We start from the raw sequence: 24507 nt of genomic DNA on the forward strand, positions 1-24507 counted from the left end.
GCCCTCGAACTCCTCTTCATCGGCCTGCTCGGTCTCGCGAGCCTCGCGATCGCGTGGATCAGCGGAGTGGTCGTCTACAAGCTCTTCAAGGGCCAGCGCTAGGTGCTGGTGAAGACGTGGCGATGATCGAGCTGCCCGTCGATCTCCCGGCAGAGCTCGTGCCGCTCTCCTGGCTCCTCGGCGTCTGGGAGGGATCGGGCGTCATCGACTACAAGGCCGGCGAGGAGTCGGTCACGCACGAGTTCGGTCAGCGCGTCAGCTTCAGCCACGACGGACTGCCGCACCTGAACTACACGTCGTACACCTGGCTGTTCCCGGTAGAAGAAGGCGGCGAGCCGACTCCGCTCGTCACCGAGACCGGCTACTGGCGCCTCGCCCGAGAACTGGGCGAGGGCGACCAGGGTCCGGCGATGCTGCCGGCGCGCGGCGAGCCTCGATTCGCCGACGCCGACTCGGTCGAGTCGCTCCGCAACGCCGACGGCGGGTTCGACGTCGAGGTGTCGCTCGTGCACCCCGGCGGAGTCAGCGAGCTCTACCTCGGCCAGGTCAAGGGGCCGCGCATCGACCTCGCGACCGACGCCGTCATGCGGGGCAGCGGCGCGAAGGACTACTCCGCGGCGACCCGCCTCTACGGTCTCGTCGACGGCCACCTGCTCTGGGCGTGGGACATCGCCGCGCTCGGCCAAGACCTGCGCACCCACGCGTCGGCCAGACTCGCGAAGGTCGACTGATGATGGAATCCCCGTTCCTCGCACTCCCCGGAGCCGTCGCGGCTGCGCCCGGGGGCGTCGACACCGGCGTCGCCGGTCACTACGGCAACCCCATCGTCGAGCAGCGTCACCTCGAGCGCGGCGACGCGATCGTCGACCTCTCGAACCGCGGCGTCGTGACCGTCACCGGCCCCGACCGACTGTCGTGGCTGCACTCCATGGCCAGCCAGGCGCTCGCGCGCCTGCAGCCCGGAGAGGGCACCGAAGCGCTGCTGCTCGACGCGTCGGGCAGGGTCGAGCACGCCGCGCACGTGATCGACGACGGCGAGACGACCTGGCTCATCGTCGAGGGCGACGAGGCCGCGGGCATCGCCGCATTCCTCGATCGCATGCGCTTCATGCTGCGCGTCGAGGTCGCCGACGCGAGCGGCGACGTCGCCGTGCTCGGCGCCATGTCGACGTCGGCGCTCGACGCCGCGACTCCGGCTTTCGCCCCTGCAGGCGTCGCACTCGACTGGGTCGACCCGTGGGCGCACCCTCGCCCCGGCGGCCACCAGTACGCCCACGACGCCGGCCACCCGGCATCCGACTGGCACTGGATCGAACGCATCGTGCCGCGCACCGCGCTCGCCGAAGCGGCCGCCGCCGTGCGGGCGGGGTCCGTCGACGCGGCGGGCTCCCTTGCGGCCGAGGCGCTCCGGGTCGCCGCGTGGCGCCCGCGACTCGCGACCGAGGTCGACGACCGCACCATCCCGCACGAGCTCGACTGGCTGCGCAGCGCGGTCGATCTCGGCAAGGGCTGCTACAAGGGCCAGGAGACGGTCGCCAAGGTGCTGAACCTCGGCCGGCCCCCGCGCAGGCTCGTGCTGCTGCACCTCGACGGCAGCGACACCGTGCTGCCGGCGCCGGGCGACGAGGTCGTCGGCGAGAAGGTGCGCCCCGAACCTGCAGCGGGCGAAGCACCCGAGCGCAAGGTCGTCGGCCGCATCACCACCGCGGTGATGCACCACGAGCTCGGCCCGGTCTCGCTCGCGGTCGTGAAGCGTGCGGTGCCTGCCGACCTGCCGCTCATCGTGCTGAGCCACGGCACCGAGATCGCGGCCGCACAGGTCGAGATCGTGCCGGCCGATGCGGGCGCGGCCGTCGAGGTGCCGCGGCTCCCTCGTCTCGGCGTGCACAAGGGGTAACCTCGCGCCGGCGACGGATGCCGCGCCGGTAGGCTGATCGCATGCCTCACACCCTCGTGCTGCTTCGCCACGGCAACAGCGAATGGAACCAGAAGAACCTGTTCACCGGTTGGGTCGACGTGCGGCTCAGCGAACTCGGCACCGCCGAGGCGGCCCGCGCCGGCGAGCTGCTCGCCGAATCGGGCCTCCTTCCCGATGTGCTGCACACCTCGGTGCTCACGCGCGCGATCCAGACGGCGAACATCGCCCTCGACGTCGCCGACCGTGCGTGGATCGACGTGCGCCGTTCCTGGCGTCTCAACGAGCGCCACTACGGTGCGCTGCAGGGCCTCGACAAGGCCGAGACGCTCGAGAAGTACGGGCCCGAGCAGTTCCAGCTCTGGCGTCGCTCGTTCGACGTGCCGCCGCCCGTGCTGGCCGACGACGCCGAGTACTCGCAGGTCGGCGACCCGCGCTACGCGAACCTGGCCGACGACGAACTGCCGCGCACCGAGTGCCTGAAAGACGTCATCGCGCGCATGCTTCCGTACTGGCAGTCCGACATCGTGCCCGACCTCGCGGCAGGCAAGACGGTGCTCGTGACCGCCCACGGCAACTCGCTGCGCGCCCTCGTGAAGCACCTCGACGGCATCAGCGACGACGAGATCGCCGAGCTCAACATCCCGACCGGCATCCCGCTCGTGTATCGCCTCGGCGATGACTTCATGCCGCTCGGCCCGGGCGAGTACCTCGACCCCGAGGCTGCTGCGGCCGGCGCGGCCGCCGTGGCCGCGCAGGGCAAGAAGTAGCCCCGCACAGACGAACGACGAAGGCCCGGCGGATGTCGCATCCGCCGGGCCTTCTCGCACACTCGGCCGAGACCGAGCGCCCACGTCAGAGCGCGGACTTCTCGGGGTCCCAGTCGCCGGTGGCGAGGTACTGCACCTTCTTGGCGATCGAGACCGCGTGGTCGGCGAAGCGCTCGTGGTACCGGCTCGCGAGGGTGGCGTCGACCGTGTCGACGGCCTCGCCCTTCCACGTCTCGCCGAGCACCTTGTCGAACACCTGCAGGTGCAGGGCGTCGACCTTGTCGTCCTCGTTGCGGATCTCCTCCGCGAGGTGCACGTCTTCGGTGCGCAGGAGCTCGACGAGTCGGCGGGCGATCTCGACGTCGAGGCGGCCCATCTCGGCGAACGTCGGGCGCAGCGACTTCGGCACGACCTTGTCGGGGAAGCGGTAGCGGGCGAGCTGGGCGATGTGCGTCGACATGTCGCCCATGCGCTCGAGCGACGCGCTGATCCGCAGTGCGCTCACGACGATGCGGAGGTCGCGCGCGACCGGTTGCTGCCTGGCGAGGATCGTGATCGCGAGCTCGTCGAGCGCGACCGTCTCCTGATCGATGCGGTCATCGTCGGCGATCACCTCTTCTGCGAGGCTCACGTCGGACTCGTTGAACGCACGCGTCGCCTTCTCGATCGAATCGGCCACGAGACCGGCGAGCTCGACGAGCCCTTCCTGCACCTCGCGCAGTTCCTGCTGGAACACCTCACGCATGTTGTCGAATCCTTCTCTGTTCTGGCCCGTGCCGGGCGCGGACGTGCCCGGGCATTCCGACCCTCGGAGCATCCTCTCTGCGCAAGATGAACAACAGGTGCCGAGAGGCTGAATACTCGTTAACGTACCGCCGCACAGCGGGACAACGGCGGATCGGCCTCGAGCGGCTCGTTAGTCTGGTGCCATGGACTCCACCTGGTCGGTGCTCACGGCGCTGGCCTTCGGCATCTTCCTCGGCGCCGCATTCATGGTCATGCTGCACATGGCCGAGCGCCGCGGCTCGAGCGCGGCGAAGGTCGTCGCACCGACGATCCCCGACGGGGTCGACCAGGTGCTCGAGGTGCTGGAGTCGGCCGGCGTCGTGCTCGACCCCTCGAACAACGTGCTCCGCGCCTCGCCCGGTGCGCTCGCCATGGGGCTCGTGCGCCAGCAGGCGCTCGTGCATCCCGAACTGCTCGAGCTCGCGGCATCCGTTCGACGCGGCGGCGAGCCGCTCGTCGACGAGGTGACTCTGGCTCGCGGACCGTTCGGAGAGTCGACGATGCGACTCCACGTGCGCGTCGCCCGGCTCGGCACCCGCTTCGTGCTGCTGCTCGCCGAGGATCGCACCGAGGCGCACCGCCTCGACGAGGTGCGGCGCGACTTCGTCGCGAACATCAGCCACGAGCTCAAGACGCCGATCGCCTCGGTGAGCCTGCTCGCCGAGGCGCTCGACCAGGCGGCCGACGAGCCCGATCAGGTGCGCCGCTTCGCCGGCCGGCTCTCGGTCGAGGCCGCCCGGCTCGCGCACATCACGAGCGAGGTCATCGAGCTCTCGCGACTGCAGGCCCGCGACGCACTGCGGCCCGACCGCCTCGTGCGGGTCGACCAGGTCATCGCCGCCGCCGTCGACCAGAACCGCATCGTGGCCGGTGCCAAGCAGGTCGAGGTGGCCGTGCGAGCCTCGACGAAGAAGGCCGAGGTCTACGGCGACCGGGCACTCCTCGTCGTCGCCGTGCACAACCTCATCGCCAACGCGATCGCCTACTCGAACCCCGGCGGCCGTGTCGGTGTGGGGGCGAAGGTCGACGGCGACGTCGTCGAGATCGCGGTCACCGACCAGGGCATCGGCATCGAGGCCGACGAGCTCGAGCGGGTGTTCGAGCGGTTCTACCGCGTCGATCAGGCGCGCTCGCGCAACACGGGCGGCTCGGGCCTCGGACTCAGCATCGTCAAGCACACCGTGCAGAACCACGGCGGCGATGTGCGGGTGTGGTCGCAGCCCGGACGCGGCTCGACCTTCATGATCCGGCTGCCGCTGGCCGAGGCCGCCATCGAACCGGGCGCCGACGACGAACCGAAGGCCACGCCCGCCGAGTCCGGCGGACGCAACGGCGACGGGCGAGTGGATGCCGCGGACCCGCGCTCCACGAAGCGCCGCACGTCAGTACCACCGGCTGCGAAACCCGCAGCCTCCGATCGAGGAGACCGTACGTGACCCGCATCCTGCTCGTCGAAGACGAGATCGCGCTGAGCGACCCGCTGAGCTTCCTGCTCGAACGAGAGGGCTACGAGGTGGAGGTCGCGGCCGACGGCCCGTCGGCCGTCGAGGCCTTCGACCGGGCGGGCGCCGACCTGGTTCTCCTCGACCTCATGCTGCCGGGACTGCCGGGCACCGAGGTCTGCCGCGAGATCCGCAGCCGCTCGACGGTGCCGATCATCATGCTGACGGCGAAGGACTCCGAGATCGACATCGTCGTCGGGCTTGAGCTCGGCGCCGACGACTACGTCACGAAGCCCTACTCGACCCGTGAGCTGCTCGCGCGCATCCGCGCGGTGCTGCGCCGGCGCATCGAGATCGAGGACTTCGACGAAGCCGTGATCGAGGGCGGCCGGGTGCGCATGGACGTCGACCGGCACACGGTCGAGGTCGACGGCGAGCCCGTGCCCATGCCGCTGAAGGAATTCGAGCTGCTCGAGCTGCTCATGCGCAACCCGGGCCGTGTGCTCACCCGAGGCCAGCTCATCGACCGGGTCTGGGGCTCCGACTACTTCGGCGACACGAAGACGCTCGACGTGCACATCAAGCGCATCCGCTCGAAGATCGAGCAGCAGCCGTCGGAACCCGTGCAGCTCGTCACCGTGCGCGGGCTCGGGTACCGCTTCGAGGCCTGATCGGCGGCATGTCCGGCGGCTTGTCCGGCGCGCGGCCTCGCGTCGCCGGGCACGCGAAACGGGTGGGTGCCGGAGCATCCCACCCGTTCGTCGTCTGCTGGCCGCGCCGAGGCTACGGGACGAGGTTCTCGTATTCGGGGAGTCGGCCGTCGAGCACCGGGACGAGCTTCTCGACGCCCTCGGCGCCCGAGTACTCGAAGAACATGGGCAGGAAGGCCCCGGGAAGCGTGTCGATGTCCTCGAGGACGATGGGCTCGACCTCGTCGGTGCCCTCCACCGCGTCGACGCCGAACGCCACTTCGGAGCCGGCCTCGACCTCGATGGTGTGGTCGCCGCCGCCACCGGTGCCGAACTGCACATGGAGGGAGACGTCTTCGGTGCCGTTGTTGACGACCGTCATGACGAGCGTGCCCTCGACGCCGTCGTCGGAGACGACGAGGACGTTGCGGAGGTCGAGCTCGCCGACGTCGACGGAGACGCCGTCGCTCGCGTCGTAGTGCTCGGTCGTCGCCTGGTAGGTGACCATCGAGCAGCCGCTCGCGCCGAGCGCGATGCCGAGGGCCAGAGCAGCGGATGCCGCGAGACGCGCCTTCACAGAACCTCCAAGTGCGTGGTCGCGCACGAGCAGAGGCCCGGGCGCGAAGGGAACGAACCGAGCATATCCTACGAGCAGCGCCCGCCTCGAGAGGGGGCGGAACCTTAGCATGATCCCGAATGTGATATCCTGATAGTTGCCGAAAGGACATCTATTCATGCTTTTTGAGGTTGGCGAAACCGTCGTTTACCCCCACCACGGTGCCGCAACGATCACCGAGGTCAAGAAACGCATCATCAAGGGTGAAGAGAAGCTCTACCTCAAGCTGAACGTCACGCAGGGAGACCTCGTCATCGAGGTGCCCGCTGAGAACGTCGACCTGGTCGGCGTTCGCGACGTCATCGGCAAAGAGGGCCTCGACAAGGTCTTCGAGGTGCTGCGTGCCCCCTTCACCGAGGAGCCGACCAACTGGTCGCGTCGCTACAAGGCGAATCTCGAGAAGCTCGCATCGGGTGACGTGATCAAGGTCTCAGAGGTCGTTCGCGACCTCTGGCGCCGCGATCAGGACCGCGGGCTCTCTGCAGGCGAGAAGCGAATGCTCGCCAAGGCGCGCCAGATTCTCATCTCCGAGCTCGCGCTCGCGGAGAAGACCGACGAAGAGGCGGCCTCGACCGTGCTCGACGAGGTCCTCGCCTCTTAGCGGGAGTTCCACACGAACGGCGGGTGCCCATGCACCCGCCGTTCGTCGTATCCGGGCCGGTCCGGGGGAGCCGTGCGCCGCGCAGACGTCCGTTCCCCGCCTCCGCCCGGCCACGGCGCGACTACGCTCGAACCGTGAGTTCAGCGATCGCCGTCATCGTCGTCGCCGCGGGCAGCGGCACCCGGCTCGGCCATGCCGAGCCCAAGGCCTTCGTGCCGCTCGGCTCGGGCACGGTGCTCTCGGTCGCCGTCGATTCCGTGCTCGGCATGCGTGAGACCCCGCACCTCGTGCTCGTGGTGCCGGCCGACCGCGTCGAGTCGACCCGATCGCACTTCGCCCCGGTCGCCGAGGCCGCTGCCGCGGAGATCGTCGTCGTCGCCGGCGGCGCGACCCGGCAGGAGTCGGTCGCCGGCGGGCTCGCCGTGCTCCCCGCCTCGGTCGACACCGTGCTCGTGCACGACGCCGCGCGCGCGCTCGCCCCTGCCCTGCTCTTCGACGAGGTCGTGGGCGCCGTGCGCGCGCGTCGACGCGGCATCGTGCCGGCGCTCGACGTCGTCGACACGGTCAAGCGCGTCTCCGACGACGGCCGCGTGCTCGAGACGGTCGACCGCTCCGCGCTCCGGGCGGTGCAGACGCCGCAGGGCTTCCCGCGGGCCTCGCTCGACCACGCCTACGCCACGGCGCACGAGGAGTTCACGGATGACGCGGCGCTCGTGGCATCCGCCGGGCTCGTCGTCGACGCGGTGCCGGGCGACGTGCGCGCGTTCAAGATCACCGTGCCGGCCGACCTGCATCGTGCCGAACAGTTCGTCGCCGAGCGCGCCGCGCAGGCGTCGCGCGGCGCCGCGGCACCCAGGGTCGGCACCGGCACCGACGTGCACGCCTTCGCCGAGGACGCGGCGACGCCGCTCTGGCTGGCCGGCCTCGAGTGGCCGGGCGAACGCGGCCTCTCGGGGCACTCCGACGGCGATGCCGCGGCGCACGCGATCTGCGATTCCCTGCTCGCCGCAGCGGGCCTCGGCGACGTCGGCCAGGTGTTCGGCACGGCAGACGCGCGCTTCGCGGGCGCCCACGGCGAGATCTTCCTCGCCGAGACCCGGCGACTCGTCGAGGCTGCGGGCTGGCGAGTCGGCAACGTGACCGTGCAGATCGTCGGCAATCGTCCGAAGCTCGCGCCGCGTCGCGCCGAAGCCGAGGCGCTGCTGTCCCGAATCCTCGACGCGCCCGTGAGCGTCGCCGCGACCACGAGCGACGCGCTCGGGTTCACCGGCCGCGGCGAGGGCGTCGCCGCGATCGCCACCGCGATGCTCCTTCCGCGCAGCTGAGTCATCGCGCGGGGGGCTGACACGCCCGGCCGGTAGGCTTGGCGGGTGACCGTGCGACTCTACGACTCGAAGGCCCAGGCCCTGCGCGACTTCGCGCCCCTGCGCGATGGGCGCGTCGGCATGTACGTCTGCGGTCCGACCGTGCAGTCGAGTCCCCACATCGGGCACCTGCGCAGCGCCCTCGTCTACGACATCATGCGTCGTTGGTTCGCCCAGCAGGGCAACGACGTCGTGTTCGTGCGCAACGTCACCGACATCGACGACAAGATCCTGAACGCGGCGACCGACAACGGCACCGACGAGCCCTGGTGGGCCCTGGCCTACCGCGTCGAGCTCGAGTTCACCGCCGCCTATACCTCGCTCGGCATCTTGGCTCCCACGTACGAGCCGCGGGCGACTGCGAGCGTGCAGCAGATGGTCGAGCTCATCGCGCGGCTGATCGAGCGTGGTCACGCATACGCCGCTCCGGATGCCTCGGGCGACGTCTACTTCGACACCGCGAGCTGGCCGGCATATGGCGAACTCACCCGGCAGCAGCGCGACAACATGGAGGCCGCGGCCGACGCCGATCCGCGCGGCAAGCGCGACCCGCGCGACTTCGCACTCTGGAAGGGGCGAAAGCCCGAGGAGCCCGAGTCCGCGTCATGGAAGTCGCCCTGGGGCGACGGACGGCCCGGCTGGCACATCGAGTGCTCGGCGATGGTGACCCGCTACCTCGGCTCCGAGTTCGACATCCACGGCGGCGGACTCGACCTGCGGTTCCCGCACCACGAGAACGAACTCGCCCAGTCCGCGGCCGCGGGCGACGCGTTCGCGCGGTACTGGGTGCACAACGGCCTCGTGAACATCGGCGGGCAGAAGATGTCGAAGTCGCTCGGCAACTCCGTCTACGCCGTCGAGCTGTTCGAACTCGCCTCGCCGCTCGCCGTGCGCTACCTCCTGGGTGCGGCGCACTACCGCTCGACGCTCGACTACGCGCCCGGCTCGCTCGCTGAGGCCGAGGCGGCGGTCGATCGCATCCGCGGCTTCCTCTCCAGGGTCGAACGGCGCCTCGCCGGTACCAGGTTCGCTGGTGTCGGCGCCCCGGTCCTCCCCGACGCGTTCGCCGCGGCGATGGACGACGACCTCGGCGTGCCCCAGGCGCTCGCAGTGCTGCACGACACCGTGCGCGCCGGCAACCAGGCGCTCGACGCCGAAGAGCTGCACGATGCCGCCGTCGCGCACGGCCAGGTCTCGGCCATGGTCGAAGTGCTCGGCATCGACCCGCGCGACCCGCACTGGGCGACGGCCGACTCCGGCCCCGCGGCATCCGCACTCGAGGCGCTCGTCACGCGCCTCATCGAAGACCGACAGGCTGCGCGCGAGTCGAGGGACTACGCTGCCGCAGACCGGATCCGTGCCGAACTCTCGGCAGCGGGCATCACCATCGAAGACAGTTCTACCGGAACGCATTGGAGCTTGGGACTATGAAGGGCAGCAGCGGCAAGTCGCGCGCCGGAGCCGTGCGGAAGGCGAAGAACAAGCAGGTCGGCTCGGGCGGCCAGGGCCGACAGGCCCTCGAAGGCAAGGGGCCGACGCCGAAGGCCGAAGACCGTGCCTGGCACCCCGCAGGCAAGAAGAAGGCGGCGCAGGAGCGCTACGCAGCGACCGGCGGCAAGCGCGTCGCCGGACAGGGTTCGGGCCAGCGCCCCGGTGCCCCGCGCGGTGCCTCCGGCGCAGCCCGACGGGCGAAGACGGGCGACGAGTCCGAGATCGTGACCGGCCGCAACTCGGTCGTCGAGGCGCTTCGGGCGCGCATCCCCGCCACGACCCTCTACGTCGCCGCGCGCGTCGAGATGGACGACCGGGTGCGCGAGGCCATGAAGGTCGCGACCAATCGCGGCATCCCGATCCTCGAGGTCATGCGCCCCGAACTCGACCGGCTCGCCGGCGAGGGCGGCGTGCACCAGGGCCTCGCGCTCAAGGTGCCGCCGTACGAGTACGCGCACCCCATCGAACTGCTCGACGAGGTGCTCGCCCGCGACGAGACGCCGCTCTTCGTGGCGCTCGACGGCATCACCGACCCGCGCAACCTCGGCGCGATCCTGCGCTCGACCGGCGCGTTCGGCGGCCAGGGCGTCATCGTGCCGCAGCGCCGCTCGGTCGGCGTGAACGCGGCCGCATGGAAGACCTCTGCCGGTGCCGCGGCTCGCGTGCCCGTCGCGATGGCGCCGAACCTCACGCAGACCCTCAAGGCGCTCAAGGAGCGCGGCGTCTTCGTGCTCGGCCTCGACGGCGGCGGCGACGTGTCGCTCCCCGGACTCAGCTGGGCCGACCGCCCGATCGTGATCGTGGTCGGCAGTGAGGGCAAGGGACTCTCGCGCCTCGTCGCCGAGACGTGCGATGCGATCGTGTCGATCCCGATCTCGGCCTCGACCGAGTCGCTGAACGCCGGCATCGCGGCATCCGTCACGCTCTACGAGATCTCGAAGCTCCGCGCCGACGGCTGAGGCTTCTCGGTGACGCCGGCGGGCAGCAGTCCGTCGGCGTTCCCCGGGATCGCGCGTGCAGCTCTGGCGTGGCGGCGGCGGGCGGATGCCGCGATCAGACGTTCGCGCGCCAGTCGCCGTCGTCGTCGGGGTCGAGTGCGGCGAACGCCGCGGTGTCGGTCGACGGAATCGTCTCGATCGGCGACGTGAACGCGCCGGTCGGCGGGCCGATCACGGTCGCCTCGTCGCGCCGATGGCGCAGCACCGTGTTGATGTACGAGCTCACCGCCTCGGCGAGCGGGATGTCGTGGCCCACCTGCTGCGCGAGGAACCAGCGGTGGTCGAGCAGCTGGTGGAAGACCTCGGCCGGTTCGAGCTTTCCGCGGAGCTCCCGCGGAATCGCCCGCACGACGGGTTCGAACACCCGCATGAGCCATTCGTGGGCGACCATCTCCTCGTCGAGGTCGGACTTGTCGTACGCCGCCCGATAGGAGTCGAGGTCGTTCAGCAGTCGTCGCGCCTGGTTCTCGCCGGCGTCGAGACCGGTCAACCGCAGCAGGCGGCGCTGGTGGTGGCCGGCGTCGACGACCTTCGGCTGGATGCGCACGGTCGTGCCCGAGTCATCCGTCTTGATCGCGAGCTCTTCGATGTCGAAGCCGAGTTCGTTCAGCCGGTTCACGCGTTCGTTGATGCGCCAGCGCTCGGCGCTCGAGAACGACTCGGAGCCGGTGAGCTCGAGCCAGAGGCTGCGGTAGGCCTCGACGATGCCGTTCGAGATGTTGACCGGGTCGAGTTCGTCGGCGACCTTGCCGCCCGCCTCGAGGTCGAGGAGCTCGCCGGCGATGTTGACCCGGGCGATCTCGAGGTCGTTCTCGCGCTGCCCGTTCGAGAGGCCGCCCTCGTAGAGCTTGCCCGTCTCGGCATCGACGAGGTATGCGGCGAAGGCGCCGGCGTCGCGGCGGAAGAGGGTGTTCGACAGCGACACGTCGCCCCAGAAGAAGCCCACGATGTGCAAGCGCACGAGCAGCACCGCGAGGGCGTCGACGAGTCGTGTCGCGGTATCGGGACGCAACGTCTGCGAGAACAGCGCCCGATAGGGGAGCGAGAACCGCAGGTGCCGGGTGACGAGCACGGGCTTCAGCGCATCGCCCTCGTCGTCGGTGCGATTGGTGATGACGGCGACCGGGTCGACGCAGGGGATGTCGAGCCGCTGCAGGGTGCGCAGCATCTCGTACTCGCCCTTGGCCATCTCGGCCGTCGTCTCCTTGATCGCCACGATGTGCGCGCCGAGGTGCGCGAAGCGCACGAGGTGGCGCGAGATGCCCTTCGGCAGCGCCGCGATCGTGTCGTTCGGCCAGGCCTCGAGCGGCAGTTCCCACGGAAGGTCGAGGAGTGCCGGATCGGCCATGGCCGACGTGATGGAGAGTGATCCGCTCATGTGTGCCTCAGCGTAGTCGGGTCGGGCTGCATCGAAACGACGTGATGGAGAGTGATCCGCTCATGTGTGCCTCAGCGTAGTCGGGTCGGGCTGCATCGAAACGACGTGATGGAGAGTCGTCGTGATCGGATGCCTCCCGCGGATACGGCGATGCCGGCCGGGCAGGAGCCCGGCCGGCATCACCGATCGACAGGGTTGGTCAGGCGACCACGGCCTTGTTGCCGAGGCGCTCGCCGGACTCGACGTCGAAGAGGTGCACGTGGTGCGGCGTCGCGGTCAGGTAGACCTTGTCACCGGCGCTCGGGTGCATGCGACCGTCGACGCGGGCGACGATGTCGGTGCGCTTGCCCTCGACCATGGAGTGGCCGTAGAGGTAGCCGTCGGCACCGAGCTCCTCGACGAGGTCGACCTCGACCGCGAGGCCTTCGCCCTGGACGGGGGAGACGGTGATGTCTTCGGGGCGCACGCCGATGGTGGCGACCTTGCCGCTCGACTGGGCGAGCGTCTCGCGGTCGACCGGAACGGTGGCGGTGCCGAACAGCACGCCGTCGTCGACGAGGTCGGCGTGGAAGAGGTTCATCGCGGGCGAGCCGATGAAGCCGGCGACGAACACGTTGTTGGGCTTCTCGTAGAGGTCGCGCGGGGTGCCGACCTGCTGCAGCAGGCCGTCCTTCAGCACAGCGATGCGGTCACCCATGGTGAGGGCCTCGGTCTGGTCGTGCGTGACGTATACGGTCGTGACCCCGAGGCGGCGCTGGAGCGACGCGATCTGGGTGCGGGTCTGCACGCGGAGCTTGGCGTCGAGGTTCGACAGCGGCTCGTCCATGAGGAAGACCTGGGGCTGACGGACGATGGCGCGGCCCATGGCGACGCGCTGACGCTGGCCGCCCGAGAGCGCCTTCGGCTTGCGGGCCAGGTAGGGCTCGAGGTCGAGGAGCTTCGCGGCTTCGAGCACGCGAGCTGCGCGCTCCTCCTTGCCGACGCCGGCGATCTTCAGGGCGAAGCCCATGTTCTCGGCGACGGTCATGTGCGGGTAGAGCGCGTAGTTCTGGAAGACCATGGCGATGTCGCGGTCTTTCGGCGGCACGTCGGTGACGTTGCGGTCGCCGATGAAGATGTTGCCGTCGTTGACCTCTTCGAGGCCCGCGAGCATGCGGAGCGAGGTCGACTTGCCGCAACCGGAGGGGCCGACGAGGACGAGGAACTCGCCGTCTGCGACCTCGAGGTCGAGCTGGTCGACGGCGGGGCGGGTGCCGCCGGGGTAGAGGCGGGTTGCCTTGTCGAACGTGACTGACGCCATTTTCGTGTTTCTCCTTCACCGGCAGGTACGTGCCGGACGATCCGTAGTGATGGACTGCGTCGACGCTGACGCCCCCTCAGTATCGCACGCGCGACCGGGTGCTCCGCACGCGGGCGGACAGCGGCACTCAGCTCGGATCCGGCCGGCTCGCGGAATCCGTTTGGGTGTTTCACAGCCATCGTCCCTACTATCGTGTGTGCGTCCGCATGCATACATGCGCGCCCACACAGCGACCGGAGTGACCATCGATGAGCAACGGCGGATCGAATCAGCCACGCCCCACCCGTAACGAGCAGCGCGAAGCCGCGCGCGAGAAGGCCCGGGTGCTCCGCGAGGAGCAGAAGAAGCGAGAGCGACGAAACAAGTGGCTGATCCAGGGCGGCGTCATCGTCGCCGTGGTCGCGATCGCAGCGCTCATCGGCGGCCTGATCTTCAACAACATCAAGCCCGACGGCCCCGGCCCGGCCAACATGGCGAGTGACGGCATCCTGCTCACCGGCGTCGACGGCGTGATCACCCCGACCGAGACCCCGGCGCTGGCCGCCGGTGCGACGCCCACCCCCACGGTGCCCGACGACAGCGGCACCGTGGCGAACATCGTCACGTACATCGACTACCTGTGCCCGTTCTGCGGCCAGTTCGAGACGACGAACGCCGACTCCATCCGAACGATGGTCGAGTCCGGAGCGGCGACGCTCGAGGTCCACCCCATCGCCCTGCTGACCAACAAGTCCGCCGGAACGCAGTACTCGCTGCGCGCGGCGAACGCGGCGGCCTGCGTGGCGAACACCTCGCCCGAGTCGTTCTTCGACTTCAACGCGCTGCTGTTCGAGAACCAGCCCGAGGAGACCTCCGTCGGCCTCAACAACGCCGAGATCAAGTCGCTCGCCAAGAAGGCGGGTGTGAGCTCGCTGTCGACGATCGAGCAGTGCATCGATGACACCACCTTCAAGAAGTGGGTGCAGGATGCCACGACGCGCGCGCTGACCGAGCCGGTGCCGAACTCCGACCTCGAGGCGATCAAGGGCACCCCGACCGTGCTCGTGAACGGCAAGCAGTACGAGGGCTCGCTGACCGACCCCGCAGAGTTCCAGTCGTTCGTGCTGCAGGCGACCGGCGAGACCTTCTCGGAGTCGACCTCGACCCCCTCGCCGACGCCCACTCCGGCGCCGTAGCGCGCGAGATCGCTGCGAAGGCCCGGCCGAGTGCCGGGCCTTCGTGCGTTCGGCGACCGCGACGGCATGCCGGACCGCCGCTCGGTGATCGGTAGGATGTGGTCGAGGCATCCCCTCGCCGGCTTGGCGCAATTGGTAGCGCACCGCTCTTGTAAAGCGGTGGTTGCGGGTTCGAGTCCCGCAGCCGGCTCTTGACTCAGCACGCAGCCCAGCAACCGCCCTCGGCGGGCACCGGAACCCATCACCACCAGCACGTCGAGCAATCGCGAATCCCGATCTGGATCGCGCTCGTGCTCGCACTGCTGTTCGGCGCGGGCACCGCGTTGCAGTCGCGCGTCAACGGGCAGCTCGCGGTGGCGCTCGACGACCCGTACGTCGCCGCCGCGATCTCCTTCGGGAGCGGGCTCGTGATCCTGCTCGTCGTGCTCACCATGTGGAAACCGGGACGAATCGGGCTCGCGAAGGTCGGCGAGGCGCTGCGCGCCCGGGCGCTTCCGTGGTGGATGGTGCTCGGCGGGCTCGCGGGCGCCTGGTTCGTGACGACGCAGGGCCTCTCGGCCGGCATCATCGGCGTCGCCCTGTTCACGATCGCGATCGTCGCGGGCCAGACGGTGGGCGGCATCGTGTTCGACGTCATCGGGCTCGGCCCGGGCGGGCGCCGACCGCTCAGCACGACACGCGTGGTCGGCGCCGTGCTCGCCCTCGCGGCGATCGGCTGGGCCGTGTCGGCGCAGCTCACCGGCGATGCCCCGATCCTGCTCATGGTGCTGCCGTTCATCGCGGGCGTCGGCGCGTCGTGGCAGCAGGCGGTGAACGGGCGGGTCAAGGCGGTCGCCGACAGCGCGCTCACCGCGACGGTGGTCAACTTCGCGGTCGGAACGACGGCGCTCGTCGTGGTGATGCTCGTGCACGCGGCATCCGCAGGCTGGCCGACCGCGCTGCCCGCCGAACCCTGGCTCTACACGGGTGGGGCGCTCGGCTGCATCTTCATCGCCGGGCAGGCGATGCTCGTGCGGCGACTCGGCGTGCTGCTGCTCGCCCTCTGCGGCGTCGCAGGGCAACTCGTCGCGGCCCTCGCGCTCGACCTGATGCTGCCCACGGCCGATGAGCCGGTCGGCATCGCGACCATCGGCGGCACCGTGCTCGCCCTCGTCGCCGTGGTGGTCGCTTCGATCCGATGGGGTCGGCGCAAGCATGCGCTGGCGCCGGCAGAGGTCACTGCAGCGAGCTGAACCTCGAGGCCGCGTCGACCTCAGGGCCCCGATCCGGTCGCGTGCCGTCGGGCACGCCGCCGACGTAGAGCCAGCCGAGCAGCTGCTCGCCGTCGGCGAGGCGGTGCATCTCGGCGACGAGCGGATGCCTCGTGTGCGGCCCACTGCGCCACATGACGCCCCACCCGGCGTCGTCGAGGAGCAGGCTCAACTGGTGGGCGACGCCTGCGGCGACCGCCTCCTGCTCCCACGCGGGGACCTTGAAGTGCCGTGTCGTGGTCGCGACGATCGCGAGCAGCAGCGATGCGCGCAGCGGCTTGGCCGCGAGGCGGGCGCTCTGCTCACCGCCGAGGCCCGAGGCCGCGGCGAGCGCGTCACCGAGGCGGTTCCGTGCTTCGCCGCGCAACGCGATCACCCGCCACGGCCGCAGCGCGGCGTGGTCGGCGACCCGGGCGGCCACCTCGAGCAGGTCGAGGATCTCAGCGTCGTCGGGTGCGGCATCCGTGACCTTGGGGGTCGAACGCCTCGCGAGCATCGCCTCCCGAACAGGCCGCGCCACTCAGGACTCGGCGGAGAAGTCGAGGGCGATCGAGTTCATGCAGTACCGGTCGCCGGTGGGCGTGCCGAAGCCGTCGGGGAAGACGTGGCCCAGGTGCGAGCCGCAGTTCGCGCAGCGCACCTCGGTGCGCACCATGCCGAGCGAGGAGTCCTCGATGAGCTGGACGGCCTCGGGGCGCACCGACTCGTAGAAGCTCGGCCAGCCGCAGCCCGAGTCGAACTTCGTGCCGCTCTGGAACAGTTCGGCGCCGCAGGCGGCGCAGGAGTAGACGCCGGCACGCTCCTCGTCGAGCAGCTCGCCCGTCCACGGGCGCTCGGTCGCGGCCTCGCGGAGCACCGCGTACTGCTCGTCGCCGAGTTCGGCGCGCCACTCGTCGTCGGTCTTGTCCACGTTGTACGCCATGAAGCGTCCTCCCTGTGCTCGCGTCGGTGCCCTCCATGGTCGCAGGTTCGCCTGTGGGTTCCGACATGGGGTGCAACGCGGTGCCCTGCTCCGGTGTTCCGCGGCATCGACGCGAGATCCCGGGCCGCATACGGACCGGCACACGCCGCCGGCACTCGGCTCCCGCAGAGGCACCGGTGTCTAGGATGACGTGCAGGCGGTGCATCCGGCTCGCCTCGAACGGGAGGTCCGATGAGCGCCGAGCGCCTGCCGCACCGTTCCGTCGAATCGGAGCTCGACGAGCGCGACGCCCGGGTGCTCGCCTTCGAGTCGCGCGCGTGGCAGCATCCCGGCGCGAAGGCGGAGGCGATCCGCGACGAGTTCGGCATCTCCGCCGCCCGCTACTATCGGATCCTCGGCGAGCTCATCGATTCACCGGCAGCGCTGAGGCACGACCCGATGCTGGTCAAACGCCTGCAGCGGATGCGTGCGGCTCGTGCAGCGGCGCGGACGCGTCGTTCGCTCTCGATCGGCCGACCGCTCGACTGAGCCCGGCCCCGACAGACGACTGGACCCATGGCGCAGAAGTTCCCCCGCGATCGCTTCGACTCGATCCCGCACGGCATCGACCGGGTCGGTGCGCATCGCGCCCCGGCGCGCCGTGGAGCCGGATGGATCACCTTCGGCTGGGCGGCACTGGCGACGGTGGTGCTCGCCGCGGTCGGCATCGGCGGCGTCATGGTCTTCAACGACCGGCTGAACTTCGGCGAGGCACCGGTCTCGACCCCGAGCGCGACGCCGGTCGTCACCGCCGAACCCGTGATCGCCCCCGACATCCCCGTGCTCGTGCTGAACGGCACCGCGACGGCCGGACTGGCGGCGAAGGCGTCGGAGACGCTCACGGCCAACGGGGTTCCCGTGGGGTCGGCGGCGAACGCGAGCGATGAGACGCTCACCGAGACCGTCGTCTACTACGCGACCCCCGAACTCGAGGGCGCTGCTCGCGGTGTCGCGCAGTTCCTGCCCGAGGCCGATGTGCGGATGTCCGAGCAGTTCGCCGCCACCGGCAACCAGCTCGTCGTCGTGCTCGGCTCCGACTATGCCGAGGCCACGGCGGGCTGATCGACCCGCGCCGCCCCTCGGGCGCGACCCGAATCGTTGCCATTCCGATATCCGCACCGCTCCGCAGGCCCTTGTGCACGAACGCCCTGTCGTGAGTATCTGGTTTCGGCCGCTCTCAAGCGCGAGCGCACGGTTCCGTCCCTGGCACCCTGTTCGCGAGAGGGCGGTCCGGCACGGGCCACGGGCGGGTGCTGATCGGACACGGCAACATGGGAGCAACGCATGGCGAACGGAACCGTCAAGTGGTTCAACGCTGAAAAGGGCTACGGATTCATCACCGTCGATGAGGGGGGCCAGGACGTCTTCGTCCACTACTCCGCCATCGACATGTCGGGGTACAAGGTCCTCGAGGAGGGGCAGCAGGTCGTCTTCGAGGTCGGCACCGGTTCCAAGGGGCCGCAGGCCGAAGGCGTCCGCCCGGCCTGACGTCGATTCGCGGGCGCGCCGCCGCTCCGGCGGCGCGCTCTCGCATCTCCGGCGGTGCGCGGGTCTACGCTGACCGCATGGCAGCGCAGGCCGAGCCGGCTCCGCTCCGGCGGGGAGCGCGCATCGCCGTGCTCGTCACGGCGACGCTGCTGCTGGCCGCCTGCCAATCGCCGCGCCCCGCTCCGGCACCGACCGAGGCCGAGGCACGACCCTCCTCCGATTCGGCGGCCGCCGCGGTCTCGTTCGCCCCGCTGCGCGGAACGCCCGCAGAGGAGGCCGCGCTCGCGCACCCCTCGCTCGCGGTGAAGGTCGACAACCACGAAGAGGCGCGCCCGCAGATCGCCCTGAATCGCACCGACATCGTCTTCGAGGAGCTCGTCGAGGGCGGTCTCACCCGCTACGTCGCGATCTGGCATTCGGACGTCCCCGACGAGGTCGGCCCTGTGCGATCGATCCGCCCCATGGATCCGGACATCGCCTCGCCCTTCGGTGGCATCATCGCCTACTCGGGCGGCCAGGACCAGTTCGTCGCGATGATGATGGCGACGCCCCTCGTGAACCTCGTCTTCGACTACGACGAGACGGGACTCTTCTTCCGGGCCGATGAACGGCCCGGGCCGCACGACGTGATCCTCGAGTCGGCAGAGGCGGTCTCCCGCAACGCCGCGCTCGCGCCGCCGCCCGTGCAGTTCGCCTACGGCACAGCCGATCCGCTCGCGGCCCCGGCGCTCGCCGCGGTGCCGACGTCGCGCGTCGACCTCGTCTTCTCCGAGGGCCGGTTCCCCAGTTGGGAGTGGGATGCCGCGGCATCCGTCTGGTTGCGTTCGCAGGAGGGCTCGCCCGACACGGAGGCGTCCGGCGAGCGGGTGCGGGCGACGAACGTCGTGACCGTGCGCGTCGCGATCGACTGGCGCTACGGCGAGGTGCCGAAGACCGTGATGATCGGGTCGGGCGAGGCCTGGGTCTCCGCCGGAGGGCGAACGGCTCATGGCACTTGGACGAAGGATGCGTCGGAGTCGCCGATCATCCTCACGGCCGACGACGGTTCTCCGCTGCGGCTGGCTCCCGGCAACACGTGGGTCGAGCTCGTGCCGGGCGAGGGTTCTGCGACCTTCACGCCCTGAGCGGACAGCCTCGGGCTCGCTTGCACTCGTGGCGGTCGAGTGCCAGAATCGATTTAGCACTCACTCGTTTTGAGTGCTAACCCAACGAATCTTTGAAGACGTCCGGGAAAGGACGAGAGAAACACATGGCAAAGATCATTGCTTTCAACGAGGAGGCCCGTCGTGGCCTCGAGCGTGGCCTGAACACGCTCGCCGACGCGGTGAAGGTGACCCTCGGCCCGCGCGGACGCAACGTCGTGCTCGAGAAGAAGTGGGGCGCACCCACGATCACGAACGACGGTGTGTCGATCGCCAAGGAGATCGAACTCGACGACCCGTACGAGAAGATCGGTGCCGAGCTCGTCAAGGAGGTCGCCAAGAAGACCGACGACGTCGCCGGTGACGGCACCACGACCTCGGTCGTGCTCGCCCAGGCGCTCGTGCGCGAGGGCCTCCGCAACGTCGCCGCAGGCGCCGACCCCATCTCGCTCAAGCGCGGCATCGAGAAGGCCGTCGCGGCCGTCGAGGCCGAGCTCCTCGCCAACGCGAAGGACGTCGAGACGAAGGAAGAGATCGCCGCCACGGCATCGATCTCCGCCGCCGACGAGCAGATCGGTGCGCTCATCGCCGAGGCGATCGACAAGGTCGGCAAGGAGGGCGTCGTCACCGTCGAGGAGTCGAACACCTTCGGCACCGAGCTCGAGCTGACCGAGGGCATGCGCTTCGACAAGGGCTACCTGTCGGCGTACTTCGTCACCGACCCCGAGCGCCAGGAAGCGGTCTTCGAAGACCCCTACATCCTGATCGTCAACGGCAAGGTCTCGAACATCAAGGACCTGCTGCCGATCGTCGACAAGGTCATCCAGACCGGCAAGCAGCTCCTCATCATCGCTGAAGACGTCGACGGCGAAGCACTCGCGACGCTGATCGTCAACAAGATCCGCGGCATCTTCAAGTCGGTCGCCGTCAAGGCTCCCGGCTTCGGCGACCGTCGCAAGGCGCAGCTGCAGGACATCGCGACCCTCACCGGTGGCCAGGTCATCTCCGAGGAGGTCGGCCTCAAGCTCGAGAACGTCACCCTCGACCTGCTCGGCTCGGCTCGCAAGGTCATCATCACCAAGGACGAGACGACCATCGTCGAGGGTGGCGGCGACGAGGAGGCCATCGCCGGCCGCGTCGCGCAGATCCGCAAGGAGATCGAGAACACCGACTCCGACTACGACCGCGAGAAGCTCCAGGAGCGCCTCGCCAAGCTCGCCGGCGGCGTCGCCGTCATCAAGGCGGGTGCGGCGACCGAGGTCGAGCTCAAGGAGCGCAAGCACCGCATCGAGGACGCCGTTCGCAACGCGAAGGCCGCCGTCGAAGAGGGCATCGTCGCCGGTGGTGGCGTCGCCCTCATCCAGGCCGGCAAGACCGCCTTCGAGAAGCTCGAGCTCACGGGCGACGAGGCGACCGGCGCGAACATCGTTCGCGTCGCGATCGACGCGCCGCTGAAGCAGATCGCCCTCAACGCCGGCCTCGAGCCGGGCGTCGTGGTCGACCGCGTGCGCAACCTCCCGGTCGGCCAGGGCCTCAACGCCGCGACCGGCGAGTACGTCGACATGCTCGCTGCCGGCATCAACGACCCGGTGAAGGTCACCCGCTCCGCGCTGCTGAACGCTGCGTCGATCGCGGGCCTGTTCCTCACCACCGAGGCCGTCGTCGCCGACAAGCCCGAGAAGAACGCGGCTCCGGCCGGCGACCCGACGGGCGGCATGGACTTCTGACCCTGAACGGAGCGTAGCTCCGTGATGGTCAGGGTCGAGTGACCGGCCCTTCCGGCCGGTCGTATCGAGACCCCGTCCAACCTCGCGCAAGCACACGAAGGGCGTCTCCCTCACGGGAGGCGCCCTTCGTCGTGTCGGGAGCCGTCGCCTCGCTCTTCCCCTCGTGTGTCGCAGGTGTTAGCGTTCAACCGAACAACCGGACAACGATGTCCGGTAGAAGGAGGAGCAATGACGCAATCCTGGGACCGCGAGGTCGACGTCCTCGTCGCCGGCACCGGTGCGGCGGGCATGACCGCGGCCATCACCGCGGCAGATCGAGGGCTCTCCGTGCTCGTGGTCGAGAGCACCGACCGGTGGGGCGGCACGACGATGCGCAGCGGCGGCGGACTGTGGATGCCGAACAATCCGATCATGCGTCGCACGGGCATCGCCGACTCCCGCGAGGAGGCGCTGACCTACCTGGAATCCGCGATCGGCCCGAGCGACTCGATCGGCCCGGCCAGTTCGCCCGAGCGACGCGCGGCGTTCGTCGACACGATTCCCGAGCTCGTCACGCGTCTCGAGCAGCTCGGGGTGCGGTGGGCGGTCGCGAAGGACTATCCCGACTACTACCCCGACCGGCCGGGCGGCAAGATCGGGCGCGGCATCGAGTCCAAGCCCTTCGATGCGCGCAGGCTCGGCGACTGGCGTGAGACCTCGCGCACGGGCGACTCCATCCCCGCCCCGATGCAGACCGACGACGTGTGGCTGCTCATGCGCGCGTGGTCCTCGTTCTCGGGCTTCGTGCGCGGCGCGCGTTTCGTGTTCCGCACCCTCGGAGGACTGGTCACCGGCAAGAAGCTGTACGGCTTCGGCGGCGGCCTCATGCTGCAGCTCGGCGCCATCGCGAAGCAGCAGGGCGTGCAGATGCTGCTGAGCAGCCCGCTCACCGAACTCCTGAAGGACGAGCGCGGGCGAGTGGTCGGGGCCGTCGTCGCGACTCCCGACGGCCTGCAGCGCATCCGTGCGAGGCGCGGCGTGATCCTCGGCGCGGGCGGCTTCGCCGCGAACTCGGCCTGGCGGCAGAAGTACCACGGCATCGCGGGGTACACGTCGGCGGCCGAGGGCGACCTCGGCACGGCCATCGAGGCGGGCGTCGCGGCCGGCGCGGACGTCGCGCTCATGGACGACGCCTGGTGGGGTGCATCCGTGCCGATCCCCGGCAAGCAGGCGCAGTTCGTGCTGAACGAGCGATCCGACCCGTTCAGCATCGTCGTCGACCAGTCGGGCCGCCGCTATCTCAACGAGTCCGAGAGCTACATCGACTTCGGCCATCACCTGCTCGAGCGCGATCCGATCTCGCCCGCGAACCCGTCGTGGCTCGTCGTCGAGCGGCGGCACCGGCAGCGGTACATGTTCGGCGCGCTGCTCATGGGCGGCACGGCGCTCGTCGAGCAGGGAGTGGTCGTCAAGGCTGGCACGCTCGGTGAGCTCGCCGAGAAGATGGGAGTCGACCGTGCGACCTTCCTCGCGACGGTCGAGCGGTTCAACGGGTTCGCCCGCACCGGCGTCGACGTGGACTTCGGTCGAGGCGGCACCGCATACGACCGCTACTACAGCGACCCGTGGGTGAAGCCGAACCCGAACCTCGGCGCGCTCGAGAAGGGCCCCTTCACCGCGGTGCAGCTCGTGCCCGGCGACCTGGGCACCAAGGGCGGCCTGCTGACCGATGAGCATGCCCGCGTGGTCGACGTCGACGGCCGTGTCATCGACGGGCTCTACGCCGCGGGCAACACGACGGCCTCGGTCATGGGGCGCACGTACCCCGGCCCCGGGTCGACCATCGGGCCGGCCGCCGTCTTCGGATACCTCGCCGCGGTGCACGCCGCGTCGTCGCCCGAGGGAAGTGCGACCCCGGCCCGTGGGGGCTCCGCCGACGAGGCGCGCACCGTGTAGCGCTCGTCCCGATCGGGACTTGCTTCGGGGCGGGTGCCCTCGACTACACTCGAAGGTGTCGAATCGATTCGAGCCGCGCGACGGCCGAATCGCACAGGCGGCGTCCCATCGGGGCGCCGCCTCCCCATCTCCCGGCGTCCGAGGGCGTGCGCCGCCGCATCCGAGCACGCCTGGAAACACGATGTCCTCCACCTCCTCCATCCCCGTCATCCGTCCCGACGACTACGTCCAGCCGTCGCACCCGGGCGACCGGCTGAGCAGCCGGCAGCGACTCGTCTACGTGCTCGTGCTCGGCGCACTCACGGCGCTCGGCCCGTTCACCGTCGACCTCTACCTGCCCGCCTTCCCGGTGCTGCAGGACGAGCTCGGCGTCTCCGCCTCGGCCGTGCAGCTGACCCTGACGGGCACCATGGTCGGGTTCGGCCTCGGCCAGCTCATCGTCGGCCCGTGGAGCGACAAGGTGGGTCGTCGCCTGCCGCTCATCCTCGCGACGGCCCTGCACATCGCGGCATCCCTCGCTGCGGCCTTCGCCCCCGACATCGTCTGGCTCTCGGTCTTCCGACTGCTGCAGGGCTTCGGCGCCGCAGCCGGTGGCGTGGTCGCCATGGCGATGGTGCGCGACCTCTTCGGCGGCAAGCCGCTCGTGCGCATGCTCTCGCGACTCGCGCTCGTGAACGGCCTCGCGCCCGTGCTCGCCCCCGTCATCGGGTCGCAGCTGCTGCAGGTCATGGACTGGCGCGGCATCTTCGTCGTGCTCGCGATCTACGGCGCGGTCGTCGTCGTGGCCGTCGCCTTCTTCATCGTCGAGACCCTGCCCGCCTCGCGTCGGCAGGTCTCCGGCCACTCGACGCTGCGCGATCGCTACGCGGCGCTCTTCCGCGACCGCGTCTACCTCGGCGCCGCGCTCATCGGCGGCATGACCTTCACGGGGTTGTTCGGCTACCTCTCGACCTCGTCGTTCCTCTTCCAGGACCTCTACGCCTTCAACGCCCAGGAGTACGGCCTGCTCTTCGCCGTGAACTCCGTCGGCGTCATCATCGGCGTGCAGACGAGCTCGCGGCTCATGCGCGGCTCGGTGGCGCCGCAATGGATCCTCGCCGGCACGACGGTCGTGCACCTTGCGATGGCCGTGGCGATCATGGCGCTCGACGCGTCGGGAAGCGGGTTCTGGGGCACGGCGATCCCGCTCTGGTTCTACATCCTCGCCTGCGGCTTCGCGTTCCCCGCCGTGCAGGTGCTCGCCCTCGCGCACCACGGCGCGGAGGCCGGCACGGCGGCGTCGCTGCTCGGCGCCCTGAACTTCGGCCTCGCCGGCGTCATCTCACCGCTGATCGGCCTCATGGGCGTCGCCAGCGCCGTGCCCATGGCGTTCGTGATGCTGCTCGCGGGCATCGTGGCGATCGCGGCGCTGTGGCTGCTCGTGCGCCCGAGGACCGTGCCGCCGCTGAGCGAGTGAAGGCGCGAGGCATCCGCCCGCGA

At 70.1% G+C, this 24507-nt stretch carries 24 protein-coding genes and 1 tRNA gene; 19 read left to right on the plus strand and 6 right to left on the minus strand.

The features are described from left to right. The first annotated feature begins 122 nt into the window (after nucleotides 1-122). The 3 genes from JOE59_RS02330 to JOE59_RS02340 are packed head-to-tail and all read left to right on the plus strand — an operon-like array spanning nucleotide 123 to nucleotide 2685. Nucleotides 123-731, plus strand: a complete 609-nt coding sequence (locus JOE59_RS02330) for a nitrobindin family protein (RefSeq protein ID WP_204458778.1) — start codon at nucleotides 123-125, stop codon at nucleotides 729-731. Then, complete coding sequence (ygfZ, locus tag JOE59_RS02335; RefSeq protein ID WP_204458779.1) at nucleotides 731-1897, plus strand: CAF17-like 4Fe-4S cluster assembly/insertion protein YgfZ; 1167 nt, start codon at nucleotides 731-733, stop codon at nucleotides 1895-1897. Before JOE59_RS02330 ends, ygfZ begins: the two co-directional genes overlap by 1 nt. Before the next feature lie 41 nt (nucleotides 1898-1938). Beyond that, on the plus strand, nucleotides 1939-2685 hold the full coding sequence (locus JOE59_RS02340; RefSeq protein WP_204458780.1) for a phosphoglyceromutase: 747 nt from the start codon (nucleotides 1939-1941) through the stop codon (nucleotides 2683-2685). 85 nt (nucleotides 2686-2770) lie between these two features. Here JOE59_RS02340 and phoU read toward each other — a convergent pair whose 3' ends face one another. Beyond that, nucleotides 2771-3430, minus strand: a complete 660-nt coding sequence (phoU, locus tag JOE59_RS02345) for a phosphate signaling complex protein PhoU (RefSeq protein ID WP_074258381.1) — start codon at nucleotides 3428-3430, stop codon at nucleotides 2771-2773. A 184-nt stretch (nucleotides 3431-3614) separates the two neighbouring features. On the opposite strand from phoU, the gene JOE59_RS02350 reads away from it, so the two are divergent. Together JOE59_RS02350 and JOE59_RS02355 are read left to right on the plus strand one after the other, a co-directional pair. Next, the gene (locus JOE59_RS02350) at nucleotides 3615-4907 is read left to right on the plus strand and encodes a sensor histidine kinase (RefSeq protein ID WP_204458781.1); all 1293 of its coding nucleotides are present in this window, start codon (nucleotides 3615-3617) and stop codon (nucleotides 4905-4907) included. Continuing rightward, nucleotides 4904-5584 (plus strand): winged helix-turn-helix domain-containing protein, encoded by a 681-nt coding sequence (locus tag JOE59_RS02355; protein WP_056652583.1) that lies wholly within the window; start codon nucleotides 4904-4906, stop codon nucleotides 5582-5584. The genes JOE59_RS02350 and JOE59_RS02355 overlap by 4 nt, the downstream gene beginning before the upstream one ends. Nucleotides 5585-5696: 112 nt before the next feature. On the opposite strand, the gene JOE59_RS02360 is transcribed toward JOE59_RS02355, so the two are convergent. Continuing rightward, nucleotides 5697-6179 carry a hypothetical protein gene (locus JOE59_RS02360; protein WP_204458782.1) on the minus strand — a complete coding sequence of 161 codons (483 nt, stop codon included), beginning with the start codon at nucleotides 6177-6179 and terminating at the stop codon, nucleotides 5697-5699. A 157-nt stretch (nucleotides 6180-6336) separates the two neighbouring features. Between JOE59_RS02360 and JOE59_RS02365 the strand changes: the two genes are divergently transcribed. The 4 genes from JOE59_RS02365 to rlmB all read left to right on the plus strand — a co-directional run bounded on the left by JOE59_RS02365 (nucleotide 6337) and on the right by rlmB (nucleotide 10633). Beyond that, entirely contained in the window at nucleotides 6337-6819 is a 483-nt protein-coding gene (locus JOE59_RS02365; protein WP_022889889.1) for a CarD family transcriptional regulator, read from the plus strand. 134 nt (nucleotides 6820-6953) lie between these two features. Then, complete coding sequence (ispD, locus tag JOE59_RS02370; protein ID WP_307836920.1) at nucleotides 6954-8144, plus strand: 2-C-methyl-D-erythritol 4-phosphate cytidylyltransferase; 1191 nt, start codon at nucleotides 6954-6956, stop codon at nucleotides 8142-8144. Between the two features lie 45 nt (nucleotides 8145-8189). Next, nucleotides 8190-9614 (plus strand): cysteine--tRNA ligase, encoded by a 1425-nt coding sequence (cysS, locus tag JOE59_RS02375; protein WP_204458783.1) that lies wholly within the window; start codon nucleotides 8190-8192, stop codon nucleotides 9612-9614. Further along, nucleotides 9611-10633 (plus strand): 23S rRNA (guanosine(2251)-2'-O)-methyltransferase RlmB, encoded by a 1023-nt coding sequence (gene rlmB / locus JOE59_RS02380; RefSeq protein ID WP_204458784.1) that lies wholly within the window; start codon nucleotides 9611-9613, stop codon nucleotides 10631-10633. The genes cysS and rlmB overlap by 4 nt, the downstream gene beginning before the upstream one ends. Before the next feature lie 94 nt (nucleotides 10634-10727). On the opposite strand, the gene JOE59_RS02385 is transcribed toward rlmB, so the two are convergent. Together JOE59_RS02385 and JOE59_RS02390 are read right to left on the minus strand one after the other, a co-directional pair. Continuing rightward, a complete protein-coding gene (locus JOE59_RS02385) occupies nucleotides 10728-12050 on the minus strand; it encodes a DUF4032 domain-containing protein (protein WP_204458785.1) in 1323 nt (440 codons plus the stop codon). Between the two features lie 199 nt (nucleotides 12051-12249). Next, on the minus strand, nucleotides 12250-13350 hold the full coding sequence (locus tag JOE59_RS02390) for an ABC transporter ATP-binding protein (RefSeq protein WP_204458786.1): 1101 nt from the start codon (nucleotides 13348-13350) through the stop codon (nucleotides 12250-12252). Between the two features lie 248 nt (nucleotides 13351-13598). On the opposite strand from JOE59_RS02390, the gene JOE59_RS02395 reads away from it, so the two are divergent. The 3 genes from JOE59_RS02395 to JOE59_RS02405 all read left to right on the plus strand — a co-directional run bounded on the left by JOE59_RS02395 (nucleotide 13599) and on the right by JOE59_RS02405 (nucleotide 15757). Next, a complete protein-coding gene (locus JOE59_RS02395) occupies nucleotides 13599-14525 on the plus strand; it encodes a DsbA family protein (RefSeq protein ID WP_204458787.1) in 927 nt (308 codons plus the stop codon). A 117-nt stretch (nucleotides 14526-14642) separates the two neighbouring features. Further along, nucleotides 14643-14715 (plus strand) — tRNA-Thr (locus tag JOE59_RS02400). A gap of 1 nt (nucleotide 14716) precedes the next feature. Beyond that, the gene (locus JOE59_RS02405; RefSeq protein WP_239560060.1) at nucleotides 14717-15757 is read left to right on the plus strand and encodes a DMT family transporter; all 1041 of its coding nucleotides are present in this window, start codon (nucleotides 14717-14719) and stop codon (nucleotides 15755-15757) included. Here the strand turns inward: JOE59_RS02405 and JOE59_RS02410 are convergent. Then, nucleotides 15741-16271: a nitroreductase family protein gene (locus JOE59_RS02410; protein ID WP_204458788.1), complete on the minus strand. Its 531-nt coding sequence runs from the start codon at nucleotides 16269-16271 to the stop codon at nucleotides 15741-15743. The genes JOE59_RS02405 and JOE59_RS02410 overlap by 17 nt on opposite strands. A 24-nt stretch (nucleotides 16272-16295) precedes the next feature. Further along, entirely contained in the window at nucleotides 16296-16697 is a 402-nt protein-coding gene (msrB, locus tag JOE59_RS02415) for a peptide-methionine (R)-S-oxide reductase MsrB (protein ID WP_204458789.1), read from the minus strand. A gap of 231 nt (nucleotides 16698-16928) precedes the next feature. On the opposite strand from msrB, the gene JOE59_RS02420 reads away from it, so the two are divergent. From JOE59_RS02420 to JOE59_RS02450, 7 genes are all read left to right on the plus strand, one after another. After that, a complete protein-coding gene (locus tag JOE59_RS02420) occupies nucleotides 16929-17225 on the plus strand; it encodes a DUF3263 domain-containing protein (RefSeq protein ID WP_204458790.1) in 297 nt (98 codons plus the stop codon). 27 nt (nucleotides 17226-17252) lie between these two features. Further along, complete coding sequence (locus JOE59_RS02425; protein WP_204458791.1) at nucleotides 17253-17798, plus strand: LytR C-terminal domain-containing protein; 546 nt, start codon at nucleotides 17253-17255, stop codon at nucleotides 17796-17798. Nucleotides 17799-18020: 222 nt separating this feature from the next. Then, nucleotides 18021-18224, plus strand: a complete 204-nt coding sequence (locus tag JOE59_RS02430; RefSeq protein WP_056010420.1) for a cold-shock protein — start codon at nucleotides 18021-18023, stop codon at nucleotides 18222-18224. Nucleotides 18225-18301: 77 nt separating this feature from the next. Next, entirely contained in the window at nucleotides 18302-19348 is a 1047-nt protein-coding gene (locus tag JOE59_RS02435) for a DUF3048 domain-containing protein (protein WP_204458792.1), read from the plus strand. A 125-nt stretch (nucleotides 19349-19473) separates the two neighbouring features. Next, a complete protein-coding gene (groL, locus tag JOE59_RS02440; protein WP_074258394.1) occupies nucleotides 19474-21093 on the plus strand; it encodes a chaperonin GroEL in 1620 nt (539 codons plus the stop codon). Nucleotides 21094-21321: 228 nt separating this feature from the next. Then, nucleotides 21322-23028, plus strand: coding sequence for an FAD-dependent oxidoreductase (locus tag JOE59_RS02445; RefSeq protein ID WP_204458793.1), 1707 nt, complete (start codon nucleotides 21322-21324; stop codon nucleotides 23026-23028). Nucleotides 23029-23209: 181 nt separating this feature from the next. Beyond that, nucleotides 23210-24484, plus strand: coding sequence for a multidrug effflux MFS transporter (locus JOE59_RS02450; protein WP_204458794.1), 1275 nt, complete (start codon nucleotides 23210-23212; stop codon nucleotides 24482-24484). Nucleotides 24485-24507 lie beyond the last annotated feature (23 nt).

It is taken from the genome of Agromyces cerinus (assembly GCF_016907835.1).
In the GTDB taxonomy this organism is placed as follows: Bacteria; Actinomycetota; Actinomycetes; order Actinomycetales; family Microbacteriaceae; genus Agromyces; species Agromyces nitratus.

Bases quoted from the DNA above. Each gene is read 5' to 3' on its own strand.
- JOE59_RS02350 (WP_204458781.1), top strand. From the start codon at position 3,615: ATGGACTCCACCTGGTCGGTGCTCACGGCGCTGGCCTTCGGCATCTTC.
- JOE59_RS02450 (WP_204458794.1), top strand. From the start codon at position 23,210: ATGTCCTCCACCTCCTCCATCCCCGTCATCCGTCCCGACGACTACGTC.
- JOE59_RS02425 (WP_204458791.1), top strand. From the start codon at position 17,253: ATGGCGCAGAAGTTCCCCCGCGATCGCTTCGACTCGATCCCGCACGGC.
- JOE59_RS02340 (WP_204458780.1), top strand. From the start codon at position 1,939: ATGCCTCACACCCTCGTGCTGCTTCGCCACGGCAACAGCGAATGGAAC.
- JOE59_RS02435 (WP_204458792.1), top strand. From the start codon at position 18,302: ATGGCAGCGCAGGCCGAGCCGGCTCCGCTCCGGCGGGGAGCGCGCATC.
- ygfZ (WP_204458779.1), top strand. From the start codon at position 731: ATGATGGAATCCCCGTTCCTCGCACTCCCCGGAGCCGTCGCGGCTGCG.
- msrB (WP_204458789.1), bottom strand. From the start codon at position 16,697: ATGGCGTACAACGTGGACAAGACCGACGACGAGTGGCGCGCCGAACTC.
- JOE59_RS02395 (WP_204458787.1), top strand. From the start codon at position 13,599: ATGAGCAACGGCGGATCGAATCAGCCACGCCCCACCCGTAACGAGCAG.
- JOE59_RS02445 (WP_204458793.1), top strand. From the start codon at position 21,322: ATGACGCAATCCTGGGACCGCGAGGTCGACGTCCTCGTCGCCGGCACC.
- JOE59_RS02410 (WP_204458788.1), bottom strand. From the start codon at position 16,271: ATGCTCGCGAGGCGTTCGACCCCCAAGGTCACGGATGCCGCACCCGAC.
- rlmB (WP_204458784.1), top strand. From the start codon at position 9,611: ATGAAGGGCAGCAGCGGCAAGTCGCGCGCCGGAGCCGTGCGGAAGGCG.
- phoU (WP_074258381.1), bottom strand. From the start codon at position 3,430: ATGCGTGAGGTGTTCCAGCAGGAACTGCGCGAGGTGCAGGAAGGGCTC.
- JOE59_RS02330 (WP_204458778.1), top strand. From the start codon at position 123: ATGATCGAGCTGCCCGTCGATCTCCCGGCAGAGCTCGTGCCGCTCTCC.
- JOE59_RS02420 (WP_204458790.1), top strand. From the start codon at position 16,929: ATGAGCGCCGAGCGCCTGCCGCACCGTTCCGTCGAATCGGAGCTCGAC.
- groL (WP_074258394.1), top strand. From the start codon at position 19,474: ATGGCAAAGATCATTGCTTTCAACGAGGAGGCCCGTCGTGGCCTCGAG.
- JOE59_RS02385 (WP_204458785.1), bottom strand. From the start codon at position 12,050: ATGAGCGGATCACTCTCCATCACGTCGGCCATGGCCGATCCGGCACTC.
- JOE59_RS02390 (WP_204458786.1), bottom strand. From the start codon at position 13,350: ATGGCGTCAGTCACGTTCGACAAGGCAACCCGCCTCTACCCCGGCGGC.
- JOE59_RS02365 (WP_022889889.1), top strand. From the start codon at position 6,337: ATGCTTTTTGAGGTTGGCGAAACCGTCGTTTACCCCCACCACGGTGCC.
- JOE59_RS02430 (WP_056010420.1), top strand. From the start codon at position 18,021: ATGGCGAACGGAACCGTCAAGTGGTTCAACGCTGAAAAGGGCTACGGA.